Below are 21,028 nucleotides of genomic sequence, written 5' to 3' on the forward strand. Positions count from 1 at the left end.
ACACTCGTAACCTAGTGATTATCAGCTATACAACGCCTTTATTAATACGAAACTCATGTTATATGGAAGAAAAAGCGGCAGAATATAAACTACAGCAAGAAGCAGAAGCAAAAAAGTTAGATAAAGCTGAATGATGCAAGCTATAATATTTCAGCAATTCTCAAATAATCTTGAGGGGCAAGATTTTCAGCACGATAATTATCATTGATTTTCAACTGAGTTAATATTTCATGTATATTAGGTACAAGATTTTTCAATGATGATTTGATCATTTTCCGTCGTCCTGCAAAAGCAAGCTTTGTTATTTGCTCAACTTTATTTATCAGAGCAATAGACGGCAGATTTTCTAAAGGTATTAGTTTAACTATCGCAGAATATACTTTAGGAGGTGGATAGAAAGCAGTTGGCACTACGTCAAAGCACTTTTCCACTTTAGCTATTAGCTGACATATTACCGATAATCTGCCATATGCTTTAGTTGAGGGCATAGCACAAATACGTTCTACTACTTCCTTTTGTAACATTAGCGTCATACTAGTAATTAACTGTGCTTCTTTCAGCCATCTAATTACTAACTCAGTACCTATATGATACGGTAAATTAGAGATTATAGTTACTTTATAGTCAATTGATTTGGACTCGCCTACATCGTTACTCGTCGCTCTCCTATTAGTTATAGGCTTTGCTTCTAGCTTCTTGTATGCAAATCCAACTGAATTGACTATATCATAGCTTAAATCGGTTAAATTTATTTTAAGAGCATCTTGTTTAATAATATTTAGATTAGGATAATATTCTTTAATCTCATTAAGGAGCGGGAGGCATCTCTCATCTGTTTCTATAACAGTTAAGGATTCAGGATTTTTCTGCAATATTGACCTAGTTAACCCTCCTGTGCCGGGCCCTATTTCTAATACTCGGCTATTTTCTGCCAGGTTACTTGCACGTACGATTTTATCACATAGACTACTGTCAAAAATAAAATTTTGTCCGTGCTTTTTAAGAGGATTAACTTGATGTAAAGCTGCGTGTTTTGCAATTGAAGGAAGCATAGGGTATGTCATTCCCGTGAAAGCTGGAATCCAGTAAAACATATAAAAACTTGTTTTTATATGTTTGTTTTTATCAAATATAATTCTGTATTAATAATCAAGGTTATTTTTCTGGATTCCCGACTACGTGGGAATAACATAGAATAACGCACACTAAGACGACAGCATTATTTTTATAGCTGCTTTCTTACGCATATTTTCAAACATTTTTTGTGCTTTTTGCGAAATCTTTTTATTGGTTAGGAAATTTACTACATAATTATTTTCATCTTCATTAACATTTAAGATTTTTTTGCTGCACACTAATGTTATTTCAAATTTGTTATTTACTTCAAAAACATTACTTGCTTTATCAGGAGTTAAGTCCTTTACAATAGTTTGTTTTACGCCTTCTATCTTGCTAAGCTTATCGGTAATAATTTGCATAGTAGCAAAATTATCATAAAGCGATTTTTTAACATCTGCACATTTTTTTAGTCGATTTCTCAAATTATTCATCTGCGTAAACGCTTTATTGCCACCATCTTTAGATGTAAATACTTGCATTGAAATTTCTACGTCTTTTTGATCGCTAGATAAAATTGCGACATCTATTTCTTTATTACTTACTTGTACCGATCTTGATAGACTTGATAAAATATTCATTTTAATCAACTCGGATTTAATTTGGGAAATAAAACTATTAGGATTAACCGATCTGCTTTTTAGATACTGAAGAAGAGAACCGTGAGGCATTTTATTACGATCTTCAATAGACTTAATAGCGTTATCTATCTCTTCTTGCGGAATTTCTCTATCTCCTGCATATTGAAAAAGCAAAGATTCGTCAATTAAGCTCTTGAGTGCTAAGTCACTTAGCTGCTTATCTTGAGCAGGCGTTAGACTTTCAACATTATTTAGTGCCATAATCATTTTTTTTCTAGCACGGAACTCATTAAGAGTAATAGGTTCATCATTTACGGATGCTACTATATTCGGTAATGATGCTTGTGCTACATTAAAAGTAAAAAAAACGGTAATGATTAATAATAATTTTCTCATGTGATACTCTGAATAAGTGACCAGTAAGTAGACGAAGTTTTATTTGGAAAAGAGCAAGGAGTCTACAAGTCAAGGAGCGGAGCGTACATATTTAGTACGTGAGCACCGCAGAACTTATAAGACGACGTAGCCAATTTTTCAAATAAAACAAGTATACTCACATGTTTAAAACTTTTAAACCGATAGAAATAGTCGGCGAAGAGGTAGTCTTTTTGATTCCTCTACTTCCATCGGCTAGATAATCGGAATAAATCTTTGCAGTAATTCTAACACAATCTTTAGCATATGTCATCCTAATAGTTCGAGTAAGTAAATTTGGAGATCGTCTAGAGAGATCAATGCGTGCACCAAAGCCTATAGTCCAATTTTCCACTAGCTGATAATTTATGTCTCCATAAAATTGTCGTACTCTATTATTTGGAACCTTTACACTTTCTACGGAATAATATTTGTTAAGATCGGTAAGCTGAATAAAACTACCTAGAAAGTTAATCTTATCATAGTTAAAATTTCCTCCCACTTCATCTCTAATAGGTCTGAAATATCTATTTTTCCGAAAACTATAAAACACTTCTAAATTATTAGAAAGATTACCTAGTATCTGTCCTACATTTTCCGTATCATCAGCCGGCAAATCTATACTATATCTTGTATTACGGGATTGTCCTAAAAATAATTTTAAATAATTTTCTTCTTTAGCAATACTAGTATTTAAGCCGTAACTTAATCTATTACCGAAATCATGGCAATCAATACCGCTATAACGGTTGGATAAAAAGATATTTTTTTCGGATAATTCATATTTAGCAGGATCAATTATAACAAATTTTTTATCTTTCTTAGATAGTTTACGTCCCATAGTAAAAGAAACTACCGGCTCAATAAGTAAATTTATCGTTTTTGTTATATTGCCTACTAACGGATAACGCCATAAAGTTTGCAATTCCGGTATATTCCTTTGAAATGATTTACTTTCTCTCGGCTTATCTACATAAGCCTGTCTAGCAAGATAAAAATCGCCTCTATTTTTAGCAGCAAAATCAAAAATTTGTCCTGAAGCAGTCAACACATTATGCAGAAAGGATAGTTGCAAAGAGGTTCTAGCAACTTGTTTTTCTATTCTTTCTTTGTACATTAACGTATTATTTTCAACAACGATATGGCTGTTGTCATTATCATTCAAATTTATCACGTTTTTTGTATTGAGTTTTGGTAATACTAGAGGATCGCTATATTTACAATCATTACTACCTAAGCCTTGAAAACTTAATCCTTCCGCCGAAAAATAATCAGCCTCATGAATTTTATTTAAGAATATTTTAGAAGTTAAATATGAAGCGTAGTTATTATAATAATTTTTTAAATAAGCTTTATCCGATGTACGCTCCACCCTGAAACCGTAATCATAAACTTTATCGGTACTAATAAAATTACTGCTTGCTATACAATGATAAGAAGAAACTTTTTTATTTTTCACTATACTTCCGTCTTTTTCTAGAAAATACGGTAATTTACCGTAACTAACTTGAAAATTCATATTATCGGTATCATTCAGGCGATAACGTGCTTCTAGCTCATAAGTTTGATATTTATTAAAAATTCTTGGAGTGAGAGTAAAATCCATATTAGGTTTTGCATGTAGATATAGGGGGATGCCAAACCCTTTATTTTTGACGTCAGGTACCAATAATCCAGAAGTTGCAGGGGCCGTAGGAGTCGGATGGAAAAAATACGGTAAGTAAAAAATCGGTATACCGTATACTTCAAAAAACACGTTTTTATAAACTACTCTATGCTGTGCGGAATGAATATAAGTATCCTTAGCAGCAATTTGCCAAATAGGGTTTCTATTACAAGTAACATCACAAGGGGTAAACTCGGCATGGTGCAGCTTAAGATTATTTTCATCTATTCTTTCGGCAAGTTTAGCAATTAAAAGATTATTATCACCGAAAAGCAAAATGAATTCCGATATGATACCTTTCTTAAATTCATCTTTTAAAACCGCTTTATCTCCCTCTATTATCCGATTTTGTTTATCCTTAATTCGGATATTACCTTCTACCCATAAAATATCGTTTTTTATATCATAAAGTAAATTATCTGCCGTTAATAAATACTCATCCGTGATAATTCTTATATTACCTTTAGCATATATCAAATCCTGATTTCCATTATACTCTACGAAGTCAGATATAATATTGCTTATTTTAATATTTTGACCATTCTTAGAAAGAGCGGCAAAACTTACCAAAGAAAATATTATGATAATAAGCAAACATATTATTCGCAGTAGCATTTATATTAATAAATATATTTTAATAGTAAAAAATAATAGCAAGCTATTAGCAATATATCAAATAATAAAAAATTTTGCTTGCTCTTTTGTAGTGCAAGGTTATTCTATGGAGATGATAACCGGTCATTGCGAGGAGATGCATAGCATCGACGTGGCAATCTCATGAAGTAGGATAAACTCCTGAAATTGCTTCGTCAAAACTTATAGTTTCTCCTAGTAATGACGAGTAATGTGCTACCCTCAGCGCAAAAAACCAAGTACTAATAAAATGCTAGACAATTTCATTGCGCATCAAGCAACCAAAGAGTTTTCAGTTAGTGAGATTTCTAATAAAATCAAAGAGCTATTAGAAAATAATTTTGGTTATATTAAGGTAAAAGGCGAAATTTCAGGCTTAAAAATAGCAAGCTCAGGTCATGCTTATTTTAACTTAAAAGAAAATACCGCCATTTTAGCCTGTACTTGCTGGCGTCCTATTCTTGCTAAAATCAAATTTCCTTTAAATGACGGCATGGAAGTAGTAATTAGCGGTAAACTCTCAAGTTATGCAGGTAATTCACGTTATCAATTATCGGTAGATAATTTGCAACCAGCAGGGCTTGGAGCTATGCTGCAAATTCTAAATGAGCGTAAAGCAAGGCTCGAGAAAGAAGGCTTATTTAATAAAATACGTATTCCTATACCCTTTTTACCTGATAAAATAGGCGTTATCACTTCAATAACAGGTGCCGTTATTAAAGATATTATTCATCGTATTCGCGAACGTTTTCCGACTCGGATAATAATATGGCCGGTTAGCGTACAAGGCGAAAATTCCGGCAATGAAATTGCTGAAGCAATTGAAGGATTTAACAATTTAGAAGAGGTAAATAAACCACGTGTTATAATCGTTGCTAGAGGTGGCGGTTCTATAGAAGATCTTTGGTCATTTAACGATGAGATATTAGTACGTGCTGCTTATAACTCAAAAATTCCTATTATTTCCGCAGTAGGTCATGAAGTGGATTATACTTTAATAGATTTAGCAGCCGATAAAAGAGCTCCAACACCGACTGCTGCCGCAGAATTTGCCGTACCGGTACGATCTATTTTAAATAATACGCTACAATCTTATGAAAAAATATTATTGAATAATACTAGCCGGTTAATTAAATATCACGAACAAAATATAGTAAATTACGATAAAATACACAGATATCTCTCTCACTATATAAATAATAGGCAGCAATTACTGGACGAAACCGGTTTTAATTTACTAGATTCTTTACCGCACTTTATTGAACTACAAGAAACAAAGATTAAATCTTTTTCTAAAGAAAGAGTTAACCCTGCTAAAATAATCAATTACAAAACATTAGAATTAACACATCAAACAGCTTATCTATCAAAATCGGCAAATAATACTTTGAAAAACTTTGAGTATAAATTAGAATTAAATAGTACGTTACTTGCAAGCCTTGATTATCACAACGTATTAAAACGAGGTTTTGCTATAGTTAAAGGAGAAACTGGTAATTTTTTATCTTCTAAAATTACTGCTGCGAATGAAAAAATTTTTAATATTAAATTTTCTGACGGTGAAATTAAAGTAGTGCGTGATTAGAGGCTTTGGTTTTTATCGTCATTGCAAGCAGCCGTAGGCTGCGTGAAAATCTCATGAAATAATGATAAGCTCCTGAGATTGCTTCGTCGCATTACTGCGTAATTCTTCTTGCAATGACGATAAAATATTGCTACGGGATGATATTTTAATTCTAAAAAATACAGACCATGAAAATTTTAAAGCTTTTTATTTTTATACTTCTCATTTCTAAAAATTTGTGTGCTTTAAGCATAGGCACGAACGAACAACAAGCAATTTTAGAATGCGAATGGACAGCTGATAAAAAAACTTTGATAAATGCATGGTATGTAAATGAGCCTTATCAATACTTAATTGCTGCTTCAAACGGTCATACTACCATTTCCGGTATGGATATAGAATTAATTAACGCTATTGCTGCAAAAATAGGTATCAATATTGAGTACAATCAAGGTAGCTGGTATCAAGATCAATTAGATATTCAAAGTGGCAATGCCGACATGACAGCAGGAGCTACTTATACTACTACTGAGAGCAGTAACTAGGCTTATTTTTCAAAGCCTTATCGTCTTAAAGAATTATCATTATTTATTATTGAACCACTTGCTAAAAAGTTAAATTTCCAAAATGTTAATGAACTAACAACACAAATACGTCTATTTAATCTTCAGTTAGGAATGGTGAAAGGTACTATATACAGAGATCCTAAATTTACAGAGTTTTTATATAATGAGAAAAATCAAGATATAATTAGAATATATCAAAATAATATGGAATTGATAAACTGGATAATCAAGAAAGAAATTGACGGTTTCATTAGTGATCGAATTGTCGGTGCCGTTAATATTTTAGGAAGAACAATAGACAGGAATATATTAGAAGTTCCCTTAAATATTAAAACTCCTCTACATTTAATGTTTAGCAAAAAAACCATATCTTTAAATATAGTTGAACAATTTAATTTTGCTATAGATGATTTTCTTGCAAGTAACAAGTATAAAAAAATTATTAAGACATACATACATCATATTCTATTGCCTAAATCTATAGATTCTCGTTGGTGCCATGTTATAGGCTTACTTGGTTGCCTTGCTTTTGCTTTTTCGGGAATTATTTTGAGTAGCAGAAAAAATAGTACTTTATTTGGTACATTTTTATTTGCGGTATTACGTCTGTTTAAGTAGCTGTATAATGGCTAGATTTAATAGTAAAACATGATACTGGACATTTAAACTTCTATTTTACTCCTTCTTATTTCTATTATATATTTGTAGTAGTTTTACTCGGTTTTACAATTATTAAATTATTCAGCTATTATAATAATAAACAGATTGCTGAAGATAATTATTGAGAACAATCATTATAGTAGCAATTTGCGATTCATTTGGACAAGCAACTTTTATAATTATAGGAGTTGCAATGGTTATTATTTACAAAATTGAGCCTCTAAGTTTTTGGGAACCGTTTTTTGCTTTCATTACGGCTAATTGCAGTGCAATATTATGAGATTTTATTATGAAAGAAAATTCAACTAAGAGGATACTAAGAGGAGTTAGTATTGAAATCACCGTATTATGTGGTATAGCTTTTAGCGTATTATTAGATATGTACAGTAGTAATCCAAATTATCATACAATAAAATATTCAATGAGTATAGTAATTTTTGGAGCATTTATTACTAGTCTCTTAGTTTATCATTTTGGTTTTCTTGAGTGGCGATTCCGTAATAAAAAATTAGAAGATATAGAAAAACAAACATGAAGATAGCTACTTGGAATATTAATTCCATAAAAACAAGACTTAATTTATTGCGTAATTTTTTATCTAAAGAAAATCCGGATATTTTATTATTGCAAGAAATAAAATGCGAAACCACAAAATTTCCTTTTGATGCATTATCCGATCTACCTTATAATTCTTATGTTCACGGACAAAAATCATATAACGGCGTTGCTATAATTTCAAAATTTCCTGCCGATGAAATAATTAAGGATTTTCCCAATAATTACTGCAGTGATCAAGCAAGATTCTTAGAAATAAAATTATCATTACCTATAGGGTTTTGTAATATAATCTCGCTCTATGCTCCTAACGGTTCATTTGTCGGTAGCGATAAATTTGCAGCAAAACTAGCATTTTATGATAATTTTATCAATTATCTATCAACTAAAAAATCTTTTGACGAAAAAACTATCATAGGCGGTGATTTCAATATTGCACCGTTCGATATAGATGTATATTCACCTAAGCTACTGGCTGAAACTACTTGTTTTACTGAGGTTGAACAAAAAAAATTACGCACTATTCTAAATTCCGGATTTGAGGATTTGTACAGATTAATGCATCCGAGTAAACAAGAATTTTCATGGTGGGATTATAGAGCCGGATGTTTTGAACAAAATAAAGGTATGAGGATTGATATGATTCTTGGTTGTAATAATACTATTGACTATTTAGAAAATTGCTATATGGATTATAATTTAAGGACTCAAGAAAAACCTTCAGATCATATACCGGTAATTGCGAGTTTTAAGGGATAGTCAATGTGGTGTGGGATATTGCTATCTTAGGATGCCGTATGTCATTCCCGCATAGGCGGGAGCCCCAAAAAATAGCTTTAATATTGATATAGAAGTTACATAATTTGATAAAATAACCATATAAAAACAAGTTTTTATATGATTTTAATGGATTCCCGCTTTCGCGGGAATGACATAGACCACTTTTTAAAAATAAATATATGTTTCCAAAATTCATGACATTTTACGAAAAATATATGACGATTGTCGGTACAATCGGCAATTTTATGTTTTATGTACAGGCTCATAAGATTTTCACCTGCCAATCTTCGGCTTCTGTTTCTATGCCCGCCTTTACTATAAGTGCTATTGCTCTTTGTAGTTGGCTTATATACGGCATATTAATAAAAAATACACCTATTATAATAGCAAATATAGTAGGTTTTATCGGGGCATTATTAGTTCTCTTAACCATAATAATATATTAATAATGACTAAGAAAATCATTACTTTAGTTGGTCGTCCGAACGTAGGCAAATCAACGCTTTTCAATAGATTAAGCATACGTAAAAAAGCTATCGTTCACGATTTGCCAGGCGTTACTAGAGATAGAAAATATACAGACGGCAAAATCGGCTCTTTTGAATTTTTGTTAATTGATACCCCAGGACTTGATGAGAATCCTAATAGTATGGGAGAAAGGTTAATAGAGCAGACTACTAAAGCAATTTTAGAGGCAGATTTAATTTGCTTTATGGTTGACGGTAGAAGCGGAATATTACCTGATGATAAGCTACTTAGTAGTTTTATTAGAAAATATAATAAGCCTGCTATATTGGTAATTAATAAATGCGAGAAAGCTTTTGATTTTGATAAAGAGTACTACAAATTAGGGTTTGATAGTATGATGGCTATCTCTGCCGAGCATGGCACCGGCTTAATTGATTTATATGACGAAATTATTGCCAAGTTACCTGAAGAAGAAGCAATCGAGACAAATATAGCCGATCCAATTAAAGGAGATTGTTTGCAGATAGTAGTTAGTGGCAGACCTAACGCCGGGAAATCTACTTTTATAAACGCTCTTATTAATGATGAAAGATTATTAACCGGTCCTGAAGCCGGCATTACTCGTGAATCAATTGAAATTGATTGGCAATATAAAAATAATCATATTAAATTAATTGATACGGCAGGACTCCGCAAGAAATCTACTATTACAGAGTCTTTAGAAAAATTATCGGCATCGGATACTATTAACAGTATTAAATTTGCTAATACCGTAATCTTAATGATTGATGTTTTAGCTCCTTTAAAACAGCAAGATTTAAATATTGCAAGCCATGTGGTAAATGAAGGAAGAAGTATAGTTATAGTAGTGAATAAATGGGATTTAGTTAAAGAATCCGAAAAAGAAGCATTTCAGGAAGAATTTTATTATCAGATAAATACTCATCTGCCTCAGGTTAAAGGTATCCCCGTTCTATTCATTTCAGCAATAAATAAACAAAATATTGAACAAGTGCTAGATACTTGTCTTAAAATTTATAAAATTTGGAATAAGAAAATAACTACTAGCAAACTAAATGAATGGCTTAATTTTACTACGGAAGCACATCCGCTGCCTTTACAAAAAGGTGGCAGAAGAGTGCGTGTAAAATATATGACTCAAACAAAAACCCGCCCCCCTACTTTCAAGCTATTCTCCAATAATCCGGAAAAAATTACCGATAGCTATACTAGGTATTTAGTAAACAATATGCGTGAGGCTTTTAACATGCCGGGCGTTCCTATTAGATTCATTTACGTAAAAACTAAAAACCCGTATGTGTAGTTTAAAATTAATTAATAACAGTTTAGTTATTAGCACCGAAAAATCTGAATTAGATATATTACTAGATAATATTACTGATTCTAATTGTCATCATGAATTATTAAGTAATGATAAGACTAAAGGTAATGAAATATGGTAACTTATATACTTTAACCAAGCTGTAAATTAGATAAGTTCGCTATTCCAACTACACTTATTTTTTCTGTTTTTTCATATATTCCCGGCGGTAACAATATATAAATGTTCTAACTGCAAATCGGCAAGAACGGTATGCATTAATTTAGTAATACTAGGAGCATCAGCATTTTTTACTTCAAAGCCGTATTTCTTACCATTCTTAATAATTAATAAATCTAATTCTGCTCCTGTTTGCGTTCACCCCCAAAAAAATACTCTGCATCCGTTTTAAATTTACGTATTAACTTCGCTATTACAAACCCTTCAAATGAAAGACCGCGTTTTGGATGAACATACCAATCATGTTCATGAATCCCTAATAATGCATGTAGTATTCCGCTATCTCGTATATAGACTTTCGGTGCTTTCACTTGACATTTTGAAATATTTTCATACCAAGGTTTTAATAACCGAATCATAAAAGTTTGCTCTAATATTTCAGTATAATGTTTGATAGTCACATCCGTTAAACCGAGCGACCTTCCAAGCTCGCTATAATTTAATAATTGCCCATGATTATGAGTAAGCATCATCCATAACTGCCTCATGACACGTGCATTAAGAGATATTCCTAAACTAGACAAATCACGCTCGATAAAACTAGTGATGTAGCTATTACGCCATCTAAGACTTTGGACATAATTTTTTGCTAAATATGATTTAGGAAAACCACATCTTAACTATAACTCCCTAAAATCATTTATCTCTATTAAATTGAACGGAGTAAGCTCCGTATATTCAATACGGCCAGCTAATGATTCTGAAGATTGTCGCAATAATTCTCCAGAAGCACTACCTAATATTAAAAATTTTTTGTTTGAATAGTCAGCAAGAACTCTTAAATAAGGAAAAATTTCAGGTTGTCTTTGAATTTCATCAATTACTATTAAAACCGTTTAAAGGCTCAAGAGTTGTTTTAAGATTCTTAAATTGATCTAAGTGAGCCTGATCCTCAAGGTCAAAAAAGTAGTTCTTTTCATCTTCTTTAAGCTGTTTAATATAAGCGTAAGCTAAAGTAGTTTACCACATTGCCTCGGACCGAGAATGGCACAAATAGGGAATATCTCAAGGGCACCTGTGATATGTGTTAAATAATAATTTCTTTCTATCATCCTTGTAATTTCATAATGACACTTTGAATTTACAATATAATTTTAATCAAATAATAGCAAGATGTTTCTAGGTCCTGTGCACTTTTGATTAATGATATGATTATTCTATTAAAAGTGCACAGGACTTAGGCTCCTCTACCGGATTTTCCTATCTCTCTTTGTCTTTCTTCTAATACCTTACTTGTATGCGGTCCTACCGCTTCTTTATCTTTACTAAATTTACTTTTTCCTAAATTAACTATAGTTTCTGCTACTACTCCTAGCACTTTTGGATCTGATAATAATTTTAACGCCAGCAATATAATTTTACCGTATTCATGTTTACTAAATTTATCGGCAATTTGAATTAATTCAGGTGCATGTTGTTTACCGGCTATCTTTACTAATTTTTCACCGTCTAATCTTAATTTTTGACCCTTAGGCATTTTATTTCAAAACTCATCTACAATTGTATCAAAGGACTAATCAATTCCTTTACCTCTTTTACCTTTTCTTCTTTTGATTTCTCTTCCTTTGGAAGTGGCTTAATTAACTGAAATTTTTGTATTATATCAGCAACTTTATCGCTATCGGAAAAAGCGAGGCTTGCAAGTTTAGTAATTGACGGCAGAGCATCTTTTAAAAAAGGCGTAGATGCATCTCATGCCTTATGTATAAACTCCCGATCTTTCCCTTGTGATTCTATTCTTTCCGTTACTTTAGGATGTTTTAAAACATCTAATATATCCTATTTATTACTATCTAAATATCGCGGTAATTCTTTTTCTAAAACAGGAGATAAATTATCAATAATTTTTTTGGCATTTTCAACTAACTCTACTATTGGAGATTTTTTGCCTTTTAATAACTCTTTTTTAGTTTCAGTATCTAAAACCCTTCCATATTTAGGTTAATTTTAGTCCAACGTTGATTTTCTTTAAGCTGACTATAAGCTTTTATAGCTGAAGGAGTACTTTCAATTAATTTTTCGCTAGAATTTACAAGTAGTGCTACTGTATTTGCAATTAATTCAGGTTTAGCGATTTTTTATGCTTTATTATTTATTATATTTTCCGTAATTTGAACTAACCCCTTTTGATTATCAGGATTTTTTAAAATTGTACTAAATCGTGATTAAGAAGGGGTTTTACCTTGTCTGAAGTAATAATGTCATGTATATTTTTAATATAGCACCTTGAGATGACACGTTTTTTTGTTTAATATTCTTATATATTTCTTGTACTTTTGGGTTTAAATCGCTTTCTAGTGCTTTAGATATTAAATCTACTCCTAGTGTAGATAATTCTCTGATAAATTTAGGACTTATTTTGTCTAATACATTTATTTTTTCCGTTTCGGAAGTTTAAAAGTTTTTTGTTATTTTGCTAAGCCTCTTATTTAAAATAGGCGTGAGAAGATATGGAATAACTTTAAACTGTAAAAGAGTTTCTTTTGAACCATTGGATATAGTTTCGGAATGTAAAACAGAAGCACATTTTTTTATAAGCGATTCTGCATCTGCTATCATCTTGCAACCAGCTTCAATAAAACCTACACTAGTAGTAGCACTTCTCGCTTTTCTGAGGTTATTAAACTCCAGTGCAAGATTAGGTCAAACTTGAGAAGCCTCCCAGGTAAACTGCGATGCACTAGAACATTCCTGACTGCTTGGATAACACTTTGTTATTATACCTAAATTATCTTTATTAAGATCTAAATATCTTTTATTTAACTCATCATATTTTTTGTTACCTGTTTCAGCTCCAAGAGCTAAATATCCAACTTGAACCCACGAAAGGTTTTTATATTCTTCATCAAGCTGTTGCCTTATATTATCAATGGATTCCTGCTCTTGTTCTTGGCTTTTAGATATTTAAATACCTTTATATAATTTAAAGGTTTATAAAATTTTACTTTTTAATTTTTGTTAATTTTAAAAGTCATGGTTATCTTGCAATGGTTTTTTACTATAATTTTTCATTTACCGGTAAATCCATACTAACCTCTCCACACAATAAAACGATATTCTCCATTACCTGAGGATCTATATCCTGGTTGTTATACTCTTTATTTTTCTGAGTTGTAATAGTAATAAGGGTCAGGCCATAATTCCGTGATTTTCGGTAAAGATTTTTGCTGTATAGTACCGACATTATACTCGCATTTTAAAACTTCAGCCGGCATTCACCCTACATTACTGATAAAATATATTTCTGAGAAATGCAAAATCGTTTAATATTATTATTATCGTGATCTATATCGATTTATACATCATTAAACAATTTCGCTACTATCAGTGGTTTATCGAGATGTTTTTCTATACTTACTAAAGCTATATTTTCTACGGGGGCATTGAACAATTTTATCTAAAGCCGTTAATTTTTCAAACTCTTCCTCTCCTATTGTTTCTTTTAGGTCTCTTTTATATTTTTGTTCTTTATCTGAAGAAAATACTAATTTATCATTTTTACAATCAACCAAAAAAGGAGTAGTAATAGGATATTTAATAAATAAATCTTTTTGTTTCATAATAATAAATTTCTTAAAATATAAGGCTATAATCTTAATAATTTTTTATATTTCAAATAATATCGTCTAGACTATCTAGGTCATGCTTTACCAATCGTAACAACTTCGCTTCAGGGCTTAGATTTTTCACGGCCCATTTTTTAATCCAAGGTTCGGCGAGCTGCCACATATTAACATTACCGTCTAACTGTCTGCCTATCCCTTCCACCATTATTAAAGTCTTTTGCAATAGCAACAACTCCGGTTGTACTTCCATGCCGAAATCTTCTGTGATTTTAAATAAATGTGCAAGCAGCTTACCTATAGAAATATTTTTTATGGGTGTCCCTACTATAGGCTCGGTAACTGCTCTACAACTTTGAGCAAATAAATCTAAATCGGTATTTGGTGGGATGTAGCCGGCTCTTAAATGTACTTTAGCAACTAATTTATAATCACGCCTTAAAAAGCCAAATAGACTTTCGGCAACGGCTAAACGATCTTTTTCTTTAAGTCTGCCCATAATACCGAAATCAAGTAAAATTATCTTACCTTGCTTATTCACTAAAATATTCCCTGCATGTAAATCAGCATGAAAAAATCCGTCTCTATAGGCTTGATTGAAAAACATTACGGCAAAATCCTGAGATATTTTTGCAGGCTCTAACCCCATTTCCTTTAGTAGCAAAGTATCATATATAGAAGTGCCGTCTAACCACTCGGTGGTTAGTATATTTTCTGATGTTAAATCCCAATATATTTTAGGGATTATCACGTTAATATCATTTCGCATATTATCCGTAAGCTCAGAAGCTGCCGCCGCCTCTAAACGTAAATCAAGCTCAAATTTCATAGTTTCATGAAATTTATCGACTATTTTAATCGGTTTTAGCCTTTTTGCTTTAGAAAATTTTGAGATAATTTTTGCAAGAAAATATAGCAGCTTAATATCTCTGTTATATTTTTTATGAATACCCGGACGCAAAATTTTTACCGCAACATATTCACCGGTTATAAGTTGTGCTTTATGTACCTGCGAAATTGATGCGGCAGCGATGGGGGTATCGTCGAAATATAGGAAAGGGAGGGCATCATGGCTCACAGTCGTAGACTGCGTGGCAATCTTTTGTTTGCTTGCTAAGATTGCTTCGTCGACATAAATGTCTCCTCGCAATGATGTTATCAACCTTCTAGCCACCCCACCATCAAACGGAGGTAGCTTATCTTGCAGTAACCTTAAATAACCTGCTATCTCTGCTCCTACTAAATCGGCTCTTGTCGAAAGAGTTTGTCCGAATTTTATATAAATAGGTCCAAGATCACTTAAACAATCTATTAAGCGTTTACCGTAATCTTCCCGTGATTTTTTTATTAACGAGACCGGAGCAAAAAATAAGGCTAATATATAAGCAATAAACCTGAAATACTTAAGGCTTCTTGAATCAATTAAGATTTGCTTTTTACTGATGATACGAAAAATACGTATTAAATTAAAAAAATTACTTATCATCTATTATATACTCCGAAGTAAAATAAAGAGTAGTATACGAAGATCAACTTCAAAAAGAGCAAGGAGTTCACAAGTCGAGGATCAGAGCGTATACTTAATACGTGAGTACCGCAGATCTTGTAGAACGACGTAGCCAATTTTTGCAGTTCATCGAGTATAAGCACTGTGGATAGCAATTATTCCGCCACTTAGATTTTTATAACTAACTTCCTCAAAACCGGCGTCTTTAATCATTATTCTAAACTCGTCTTGTGAGGGGAATAAATCTATACTTTCGACCAAATATTCATATGCCTCTTTATTACCCGCTATCATTTGACCAATACTCGGTATAATATTAAATGAGTAGAATTTATAGAAATCTTTTATATACCCTTCCTTTACTTTTGAAAACTCAAGACATATAAACTTGCCCATTGGCTTTAAAACCCTACATGCTTCCTTTAAAGCCTTATTTATATCAGGTACGTTTCTAATACCGAATGCTATAGTATAATAATCAAAACTATCATCTGGGAACGGTAGTTCTTCAGCACTTGCTACAGTAAATTTAAGATTTTGAAATAAATTCAGATCTATTGCTTTTTTCTTAGCTTGCTTTAACATTTCTTCATTAATATCACTTAAAGTTAAAGAGATATTATTAACTCTATCTCTTGCTTTTTTAGCAAGTTTTAAAGCAATATCACCGCTACCGCTAGCAACATCTAATATATGAGAGTTAAGATTTGGAATTTGCCTAATAAATTCATCTTTCCATAAGCGATGTAATCCCAAACTCATTAAGTCATTCATTAAATCATACTTATCAGCAACATTAGAAAAAATGTTATTTACTAAACCTTGTTTTTTAGTGTAGTCTACTTTTTTAAGGCCAAAATTTGTTTGGTTCATAGTTTTTTATTATAAATGTTAGTATCAAATGCCGGAACTTCCTGAAGTAGAAACTCTTAAAAACTCTCTAAAAGATAAGCTAATCGGGCTTATTATAGAAAATGTAGAGTTAAAAAGAGATAATTTACGTTATAAGCTATCCCCGCTTTTAGCTACAGAAATCTTAAATACTAATATACTGGATGTTAGGCGTCGTGCAAAATATTTAATTATAGATTTTAATAATGATTACTCTTTAATAGTTCATCTAGGCATGAGCGGTAGGTTTACTCTGCAATCTGCTAATTATAAAACTCAAAAACACGATCATGTGATTTTTGATTTAAGTAATGGCGAAAAGTTAATTTTCAACGATACTAGACTATTCGGTATGATTTATAGTTTTAAGACTGATCTCTTAGAAAAAGAATTTTTTAATGATTTAGGCATAGAGCCTTTTTCTGATTTATTGACGTTAGAATATCTAAAAGATAAGCTACAAACTAAAAAAATACCGATAAAAAACTTGATTATGGATAATAGAGTTATAGTCGGAGTCGGTAATATCTATGCTTCCGAAAGTCTTCATTTAGCTAGAATTCATCCGGATAAATCAGGTAGTGATTTAAGGGATGATGAAATAGAAAATTTAATTAAATCGATTAGAGATGTGTTAACTAAAGCTATAACTGCCGGCGGTACTACTCTTAAAGATTTTGTAAACGGCGATAACAAACCTGGTTATTTTACTCAGCAACTTATGGTTTACGGTAGAGAGGGACAAAGTTGTTTAAGCTGCTCTAGCACTATTATCAAGACAAAACATTCAGGCAGAAGTACTTTTTATTGTAAAACTTGCCAATATAGTTAATTCACTTGACATATTTTTTAAAACTATTTATAAAGATAAAGCTCTTTATTATTTATTTAATTAATAGTTGTAAAATATATGAAGGTAGACTACTTGCATAACATATCTTATAAAGAGGAGTTTGAAGGAGACACGAAACACAGCACTGCAGTGTACAAAAAGGTACGTGAGAATGCGAGTATTGGATCGACGTATATCGCAGATGCTTCAAAAGTTGGAAGTCAAATAAGTGGTGAGCCTACACAGCGTATAAAAATACGTGAGCACAGACAAATCCCGAAATTTAACGTACCAAATCTTGAAGTATCAAAGGTATACAAATTACCTTTAGAAGGAGGTTATGCAAGGAGTCTAATAAAGCCGGTGATTATGGCAGGAGGTAAAACGGTAAAAGACTATGGCCTTTGTCATCTAAGGATAAACCGAAACAGTCTAAAAAAATATTAAGTGATCTAACTTTACTTCAGCAAACATTAAACCGAAATAATTACTTCCCCCAAATATGAAGCAATCACTAAAGAACAAACAGCAAGAATAGATGTAGAAATAGCATTAATTACCGAGCCTTTACAAAAAAAAATACTGCCGTTTGTGCCATTATTACGGCATTATCGGCTAAAGCACAAGGATTTGATATTGTAGTGTTACTACCTTCAGACCATCATATAGCGGATGATATAAATTATCTTAATACTATAAATAAAGCTTTACATTATGTTAATGAATTCAGCATTTGCACTATAGGTATTCTATTGCTATATAAACACAGGATTATCAATTGCAGAAAATGTTTATCTAGTTGATCATTTCATTGAAAAACCTATATTAGAGCAAGCAAACAAACATTTTCAAAGTAATGAATATTTTTGGAATTCAGGAATTTGTGTATACGATGTTAACTTCTTCTTAAACTTAGCAATGAACCTTCAACCTGATTTATTCTGTATTGCAGAAAAAGCATTTAATACTGCCGTAAAAAATGAGAATAGTTTGGCAATAGACAATGAGGCTTATAATGAAATTGCAGCAATTTCTATAGACAATGCCATAATGGCATATATTTCGGGAATGGTCATGATAAAAGCCGATTTTGCTTGGAACGATCTTGGTACTTGGCATTCCTTATTACAGGTAAAACACCGGAATATAATAGAGCAAAAAATGAATGATCTAGAGAAAGCTAAAATCCTATTTACTGCTCTTTTTAACGGAAAATCTGATTCATCACCGAATTATGAAATATATGAAAAAGCTTTTCTAAATAAGATTTTATCTTCTGAAGAAATAAAATTAGAAACTATGAAGGGCAATAACGAAGCTTGTTATATTCTTGCTAAAACTTACGAAATAATTAATCGTAACCCCCAAGATGAATATAACTCTATGTTATTAATATTGATTGGAAGTAAATTAGGAAATACAGAATGTACACAGCTTATTTATTCATATCCTAAAAATATACAAGCTTTGAATCTACTGTTAACAATTTTATTCAAGACTATATAGGACAGCCTAATATCACTTTTGATGATGCTATATTATCAGCTGCTTACTCCGATATTTTAAATACTTCAATGTTAGAAGACTCAAATTATAATAATATGTATAACCTTGGTTTGAACACAGCTAATATTCAAGACTATTGACATAGCGTTATTGCTTATATATCCTATTTTTATGAGTTTAAACCTCATCATTCAAATATAGCTAATCTTATAAACTTCAAAAATCTGTAAGTTATAGGAACAACTTAGTAATAAAGCGGTTCATTTTAGTTGAGTTACAACATGGAAAATACTACAGAAGAACAAATAACAACATCTGAAGTCAAAAATGATGAAGACATAGATGAAGAAGAGAAAAGGTTAAAAGCAGAAGACTCACGAAAGCAACTTAAAGCAATACTAATAACATTTGGTATTATTTTGGCCGGTTTTTTAACTTTTACTTATTTCTTTTTTAATTACATAGAAGAAAAAGCGGAAGAATACAAACAACAGCAACAACAAGAAATTCAAAAAACTAATAAGAGTTGAATATTAGATTACCACACTTCTCCTCTAATTATGATCTTGTTGTATGGCTACGATATCATTCCAACAAGGCATTGTTGCGTGGATACCACCCCGTCATTACGAGCGACTGAAAGTAGCGTGATGTCCCGCCATGGGTGCTACTATTAATAATTGAGGTAATTCTTTTTTTTTCTGAAAATGCCTTAGTTCACAAAAAGACTTTTTTAGTATAACTTTTTCATTAATGTTATAGGTTTTATCATCAATAATTGCTTCAAGGATATTAAATTCGGGTTTTTCATATTTTCTAGTCATGCGTTCACAAAGCGTTAAATAAGCATGAATAATTCTTGCAAAACCGTTATCTTCTAACGACTCATGTTCATATGCTTCTTTTAGAATGTTTATACCTAAATGCATTGGAGCAATTTGTGCTCTAAGCCCCTCTAATATATATATGTATAACTTAGTACTTAAATCACAGTTAATCATAATTTATCCACAAATTTAAAAATAATTAATATAAATTTAGTTTAACACTAAAACTCAGTACATTAATTTTAGGATTCACGATTTAAATTTTTTTTTATAAATGCGTGATAATACTGGTTAAATATGTTTATTTTTTCTTCTTATTTTGCTTAGGAATTTTATTTACGTGGTCATTAATATTAAACCAAGTACTATTCATTTACTTTCTGTTTTTTATAGAATGTATCAATATTATTTATATAATTTTCAAAATCTTTATTCTCTTCTGCTAACCTATTAGCCATATTCCAATCTATTTCCGGTCTTTCTCTAGCAGGAATTGATATTTTACTATCTTCAGGATTTTCTATATCTACTAAAATAAATCCTATACCATGCCTAGTACAGTACAAGCATTTCAAGTTCATGCCTAGTATCATTTTATCTACTTTCAATTAAATCAGCAGCAACTAAATAACCATAATGTGCCCATGAGGAATTTGATAAAGCCTAAAAAAAAGATTCTCGTAAATTACTACGATTGATAATTTTTTTTGCTTCAAAAGACCAAAGCCTTGCTTGTTTTCCTGCATAATATTTAGCACAATCTTTAATTAGTGAACTCCACTTTTCATTAAGAACTTCCATACCTACCCAATCTGGGTGTAACCATTTATTATTACCTTTAGTTGCTTGTTTATTTGAAGAAAAATTATGCTTAATAGGTATATTATGAATCTTCAATTTGTTTTGAAGATATAATGTAAGTGCATCACATACTTGCACTGCGGTTATTTTATCTTCTTTATTTGCATTTATTTCAGATTCTGTGGCTTGTTCATTATTGACATAGTAATCAGGGTTTTGCGAATAATAAAACTTTAGCTTAGGTTTTAGCTCTATTCTAATATTAGGTTCTTGTCTTAGTTCAGTAGAAAGCTTACTACTGCTAATTTCACCTGCATCAATTCCTATAATCTCCTTATCTTTTTCTTCTTGAGTCTTTGCTTCTAACAATCTCTTATTTGTACTTGCATTTGCTTTGAGTCTTGCTTCGTCAATGTAATTTTCTACAAGTCATTCAGCTATGCCATAAGAGGTAAATTTCTGATCTTCATGTGCTTTTAAAAAACCAATTACTATAAAATATACATATTATTTTAAAAATTTCAACTTTAAACTATC

The 21,028-nt window shown here is 31.4% G+C and carries 21 protein-coding genes and 4 pseudogenes; 13 read left to right on the forward strand and 12 right to left on the reverse strand.

Going from position 1 to position 21,028, the window contains the following annotated elements:
* Positions 1-140: 140 nt before the first annotated feature.
* The 3 genes from rsmA to AB4K15_RS04505 all read right to left on the reverse strand — a co-directional run bounded on the left by rsmA (position 141) and on the right by AB4K15_RS04505 (position 4,392).
* Positions 141-1,052 carry a 16S rRNA (adenine(1518)-N(6)/adenine(1519)-N(6))-dimethyltransferase RsmA gene (gene rsmA, locus AB4K15_RS04495; RefSeq protein WP_032073499.1) on the reverse strand — a complete coding sequence of 304 codons (912 nt, stop codon included), beginning with the start codon at positions 1,050-1,052 and terminating at the stop codon, positions 141-143.
* Between the two features lie 153 nt (positions 1,053-1,205).
* A complete protein-coding gene (locus AB4K15_RS04500; protein WP_032073500.1) occupies positions 1,206-2,093 on the reverse strand; it encodes a SurA N-terminal domain-containing protein in 888 nt (295 codons plus the stop codon).
* 157 nt (positions 2,094-2,250) lie between these two features.
* Positions 2,251-4,392: an LPS-assembly protein LptD gene (locus AB4K15_RS04505; RefSeq protein ID WP_032073501.1), complete on the reverse strand. Its 2,142-nt coding sequence runs from the start codon at positions 4,390-4,392 to the stop codon at positions 2,251-2,253.
* Here AB4K15_RS04505 and AB4K15_RS04510 point away from each other — a divergent pair.
* The 9 genes from AB4K15_RS04510 (at position 4,358) to AB4K15_RS04550 (ending at position 10,466) form a co-directional block, all read left to right on the forward strand.
* The gene (locus AB4K15_RS04510) at positions 4,358-4,558 is read left to right on the forward strand and encodes a hypothetical protein (protein ID WP_014408940.1); all 201 of its coding nucleotides are present in this window, start codon (positions 4,358-4,360) and stop codon (positions 4,556-4,558) included. The genes AB4K15_RS04505 and AB4K15_RS04510 overlap by 35 nt on opposite strands.
* A gap of 102 nt (positions 4,559-4,660) precedes the next feature.
* Positions 4,661-5,995 (forward strand): exodeoxyribonuclease VII large subunit, encoded by a 1,335-nt coding sequence (gene xseA / locus AB4K15_RS04515; RefSeq protein ID WP_032073585.1) that lies wholly within the window; start codon positions 4,661-4,663, stop codon positions 5,993-5,995.
* A 167-nt stretch (positions 5,996-6,162) separates the two neighbouring features.
* Positions 6,163-6,519 carry a transporter substrate-binding domain-containing protein gene (locus AB4K15_RS04520; protein WP_084698724.1) on the forward strand — a complete coding sequence of 119 codons (357 nt, stop codon included), beginning with the start codon at positions 6,163-6,165 and terminating at the stop codon, positions 6,517-6,519.
* A gap of 132 nt (positions 6,520-6,651) precedes the next feature.
* Complete coding sequence (locus tag AB4K15_RS04525) at positions 6,652-7,158, forward strand: transporter substrate-binding domain-containing protein (RefSeq protein ID WP_500225063.1); 507 nt, start codon at positions 6,652-6,654, stop codon at positions 7,156-7,158.
* Positions 7,159-7,489: 331 nt separating this feature from the next.
* The gene (locus tag AB4K15_RS04530) at positions 7,490-7,735 is read left to right on the forward strand and encodes a hypothetical protein (RefSeq protein ID WP_500225065.1); all 246 of its coding nucleotides are present in this window, start codon (positions 7,490-7,492) and stop codon (positions 7,733-7,735) included.
* Positions 7,732-8,514 (forward strand): exodeoxyribonuclease III, encoded by a 783-nt coding sequence (gene xth, locus AB4K15_RS04535; RefSeq protein WP_032073502.1) that lies wholly within the window; start codon positions 7,732-7,734, stop codon positions 8,512-8,514. The genes AB4K15_RS04530 and xth overlap by 4 nt, the downstream gene beginning before the upstream one ends.
* Before the next feature lie 200 nt (positions 8,515-8,714).
* Positions 8,715-8,981, forward strand: coding sequence for a SemiSWEET family sugar transporter (locus AB4K15_RS04540; protein WP_084698726.1), 267 nt, complete (start codon positions 8,715-8,717; stop codon positions 8,979-8,981).
* Positions 8,982-8,983: 2 nt separating this feature from the next.
* The gene (gene der / locus AB4K15_RS04545) at positions 8,984-10,327 is read left to right on the forward strand and encodes a ribosome biogenesis GTPase Der (protein ID WP_032073504.1); all 1,344 of its coding nucleotides are present in this window, start codon (positions 8,984-8,986) and stop codon (positions 10,325-10,327) included.
* A complete protein-coding gene (locus tag AB4K15_RS04550; protein ID WP_014365517.1) occupies positions 10,320-10,466 on the forward strand; it encodes a hypothetical protein in 147 nt (48 codons plus the stop codon). The genes der and AB4K15_RS04550 overlap by 8 nt, the downstream gene beginning before the upstream one ends.
* Before the next feature lie 10 nt (positions 10,467-10,476).
* Here AB4K15_RS04550 and AB4K15_RS04555 read toward each other — a convergent pair.
* The 6 genes and pseudogenes from AB4K15_RS04555 to ubiE all read right to left on the reverse strand — a co-directional run bounded on the left by AB4K15_RS04555 (position 10,477) and on the right by ubiE (position 16,507).
* A pseudogene (locus AB4K15_RS04555) lies at positions 10,477-11,616 on the reverse strand (ATP-binding protein).
* 125 nt (positions 11,617-11,741) lie between these two features.
* Positions 11,742-12,041: a hypothetical protein gene (locus AB4K15_RS04560; RefSeq protein ID WP_032073505.1), complete on the reverse strand. Its 300-nt coding sequence runs from the start codon at positions 12,039-12,041 to the stop codon at positions 11,742-11,744.
* 1,521 nt (positions 12,042-13,562) lie between these two features.
* Positions 13,563-13,779: pseudogene (locus AB4K15_RS04565) on the reverse strand (hypothetical protein).
* Positions 13,780-13,896: 117 nt separating this feature from the next.
* Positions 13,897-14,124 (reverse strand): hypothetical protein, encoded by a 228-nt coding sequence (locus AB4K15_RS04570; RefSeq protein ID WP_048751011.1) that lies wholly within the window; start codon positions 14,122-14,124, stop codon positions 13,897-13,899.
* A gap of 52 nt (positions 14,125-14,176) precedes the next feature.
* Positions 14,177-15,613: a 2-polyprenylphenol 6-hydroxylase gene (gene ubiB / locus AB4K15_RS04575; RefSeq protein ID WP_032073506.1), complete on the reverse strand. Its 1,437-nt coding sequence runs from the start codon at positions 15,611-15,613 to the stop codon at positions 14,177-14,179.
* Between the two features lie 147 nt (positions 15,614-15,760).
* Positions 15,761-16,507: a bifunctional demethylmenaquinone methyltransferase/2-methoxy-6-polyprenyl-1,4-benzoquinol methylase UbiE gene (gene ubiE, locus AB4K15_RS04580; protein WP_032073507.1), complete on the reverse strand. Its 747-nt coding sequence runs from the start codon at positions 16,505-16,507 to the stop codon at positions 15,761-15,763.
* Positions 16,508-16,535: 28 nt separating this feature from the next.
* On the opposite strand from ubiE, the gene mutM reads away from it, so the two are divergent.
* The 4 genes and pseudogenes from mutM (at position 16,536) to AB4K15_RS04600 (ending at position 19,393) form a co-directional block, all read left to right on the forward strand.
* Positions 16,536-17,357: a bifunctional DNA-formamidopyrimidine glycosylase/DNA-(apurinic or apyrimidinic site) lyase gene (gene mutM / locus AB4K15_RS04585; protein ID WP_032073508.1), complete on the forward strand. Its 822-nt coding sequence runs from the start codon at positions 16,536-16,538 to the stop codon at positions 17,355-17,357.
* Between the two features lie 78 nt (positions 17,358-17,435).
* Positions 17,436-18,160: pseudogene (locus AB4K15_RS04590) on the forward strand (palindromic element RPE1 domain-containing protein).
* Positions 18,135-18,863, forward strand: coding sequence for a sugar phosphate nucleotidyltransferase (locus AB4K15_RS04595; protein ID WP_500225187.1), 729 nt, complete (start codon positions 18,135-18,137; stop codon positions 18,861-18,863). Before AB4K15_RS04590 ends, AB4K15_RS04595 begins: the two are co-directional and overlap by 26 nt.
* Before the next feature lie 281 nt (positions 18,864-19,144).
* The gene (locus AB4K15_RS04600; RefSeq protein WP_032073509.1) at positions 19,145-19,393 is read left to right on the forward strand and encodes an RP671a family tick cell line-upregulated protein; all 249 of its coding nucleotides are present in this window, start codon (positions 19,145-19,147) and stop codon (positions 19,391-19,393) included.
* Positions 19,394-19,492: 99 nt separating this feature from the next.
* Here AB4K15_RS04600 and AB4K15_RS04605 read toward each other — a convergent pair.
* The 3 genes and pseudogenes from AB4K15_RS04605 to AB4K15_RS04615 form a co-directional block, all read right to left on the reverse strand.
* Positions 19,493-19,864: pseudogene (locus tag AB4K15_RS04605) on the reverse strand (polyhydroxyalkanoate depolymerase); the annotation flags it as partial.
* A 191-nt stretch (positions 19,865-20,055) separates the two neighbouring features.
* Entirely contained in the window at positions 20,056-20,271 is a 216-nt protein-coding gene (locus AB4K15_RS04610) for a hypothetical protein (protein WP_500225720.1), read from the reverse strand.
* Between the two features lie 82 nt (positions 20,272-20,353).
* Complete coding sequence (locus AB4K15_RS04615) at positions 20,354-20,860, reverse strand: hypothetical protein (protein WP_500225074.1); 507 nt, start codon at positions 20,858-20,860, stop codon at positions 20,354-20,356.
* Positions 20,861-21,028: the final 168 nt, after the last annotated feature.

This window comes from Rickettsia aeschlimannii (genome assembly GCF_047973405.1).
Taxonomy (GTDB): Bacteria; Pseudomonadota; Alphaproteobacteria; order Rickettsiales; family Rickettsiaceae; genus Rickettsia; species Rickettsia rickettsii.

Excerpts from the sequence above, each read along its gene's own strand:
- rsmA (WP_032073499.1), bottom strand. The coding sequence starts at position 1,052 with ATGCTTCCTTCAATTGCAAAACACGCAGCTTTACATCAAGTTAATCCT.
- AB4K15_RS04500 (WP_032073500.1), bottom strand. The coding sequence starts at position 2,093 with ATGAGAAAATTATTATTAATCATTACCGTTTTTTTTACTTTTAATGTA.
- AB4K15_RS04510 (WP_014408940.1), top strand. The coding sequence starts at position 4,358 with ATGATAATAAGCAAACATATTATTCGCAGTAGCATTTATATTAATAAA.
- AB4K15_RS04505 (WP_032073501.1), bottom strand. The coding sequence starts at position 4,392 with ATGCTACTGCGAATAATATGTTTGCTTATTATCATAATATTTTCTTTG.
- xseA (WP_032073585.1), top strand. The coding sequence starts at position 4,661 with ATGCTAGACAATTTCATTGCGCATCAAGCAACCAAAGAGTTTTCAGTT.
- AB4K15_RS04520 (WP_084698724.1), top strand. The coding sequence starts at position 6,163 with ATGAAAATTTTAAAGCTTTTTATTTTTATACTTCTCATTTCTAAAAAT.
- AB4K15_RS04525 (WP_500225063.1), top strand. The coding sequence starts at position 6,652 with ATGGTGAAAGGTACTATATACAGAGATCCTAAATTTACAGAGTTTTTA.
- AB4K15_RS04530 (WP_500225065.1), top strand. The coding sequence starts at position 7,490 with ATGAAAGAAAATTCAACTAAGAGGATACTAAGAGGAGTTAGTATTGAA.
- xth (WP_032073502.1), top strand. The coding sequence starts at position 7,732 with ATGAAGATAGCTACTTGGAATATTAATTCCATAAAAACAAGACTTAAT.
- AB4K15_RS04540 (WP_084698726.1), top strand. The coding sequence starts at position 8,715 with ATGTTTCCAAAATTCATGACATTTTACGAAAAATATATGACGATTGTC.
- der (WP_032073504.1), top strand. The coding sequence starts at position 8,984 with ATGACTAAGAAAATCATTACTTTAGTTGGTCGTCCGAACGTAGGCAAA.
- AB4K15_RS04550 (WP_014365517.1), top strand. The coding sequence starts at position 10,320 with ATGTGTAGTTTAAAATTAATTAATAACAGTTTAGTTATTAGCACCGAA.
- AB4K15_RS04560 (WP_032073505.1), bottom strand. The coding sequence starts at position 12,041 with ATGCCTAAGGGTCAAAAATTAAGATTAGACGGTGAAAAATTAGTAAAG.
- AB4K15_RS04570 (WP_048751011.1), bottom strand. The coding sequence starts at position 14,124 with ATGAAACAAAAAGATTTATTTATTAAATATCCTATTACTACTCCTTTT.
- ubiB (WP_032073506.1), bottom strand. The coding sequence starts at position 15,613 with ATGATAAGTAATTTTTTTAATTTAATACGTATTTTTCGTATCATCAGT.
- ubiE (WP_032073507.1), bottom strand. The coding sequence starts at position 16,507 with ATGAACCAAACAAATTTTGGCCTTAAAAAAGTAGACTACACTAAAAAA.
- mutM (WP_032073508.1), top strand. The coding sequence starts at position 16,536 with ATGCCGGAACTTCCTGAAGTAGAAACTCTTAAAAACTCTCTAAAAGAT.
- AB4K15_RS04600 (WP_032073509.1), top strand. The coding sequence starts at position 19,145 with ATGGAAAATACTACAGAAGAACAAATAACAACATCTGAAGTCAAAAAT.
- AB4K15_RS04610 (WP_500225720.1), bottom strand. The coding sequence starts at position 20,271 with ATGAACTTGAAATGCTTGTACTGTACTAGGCATGGTATAGGATTTATT.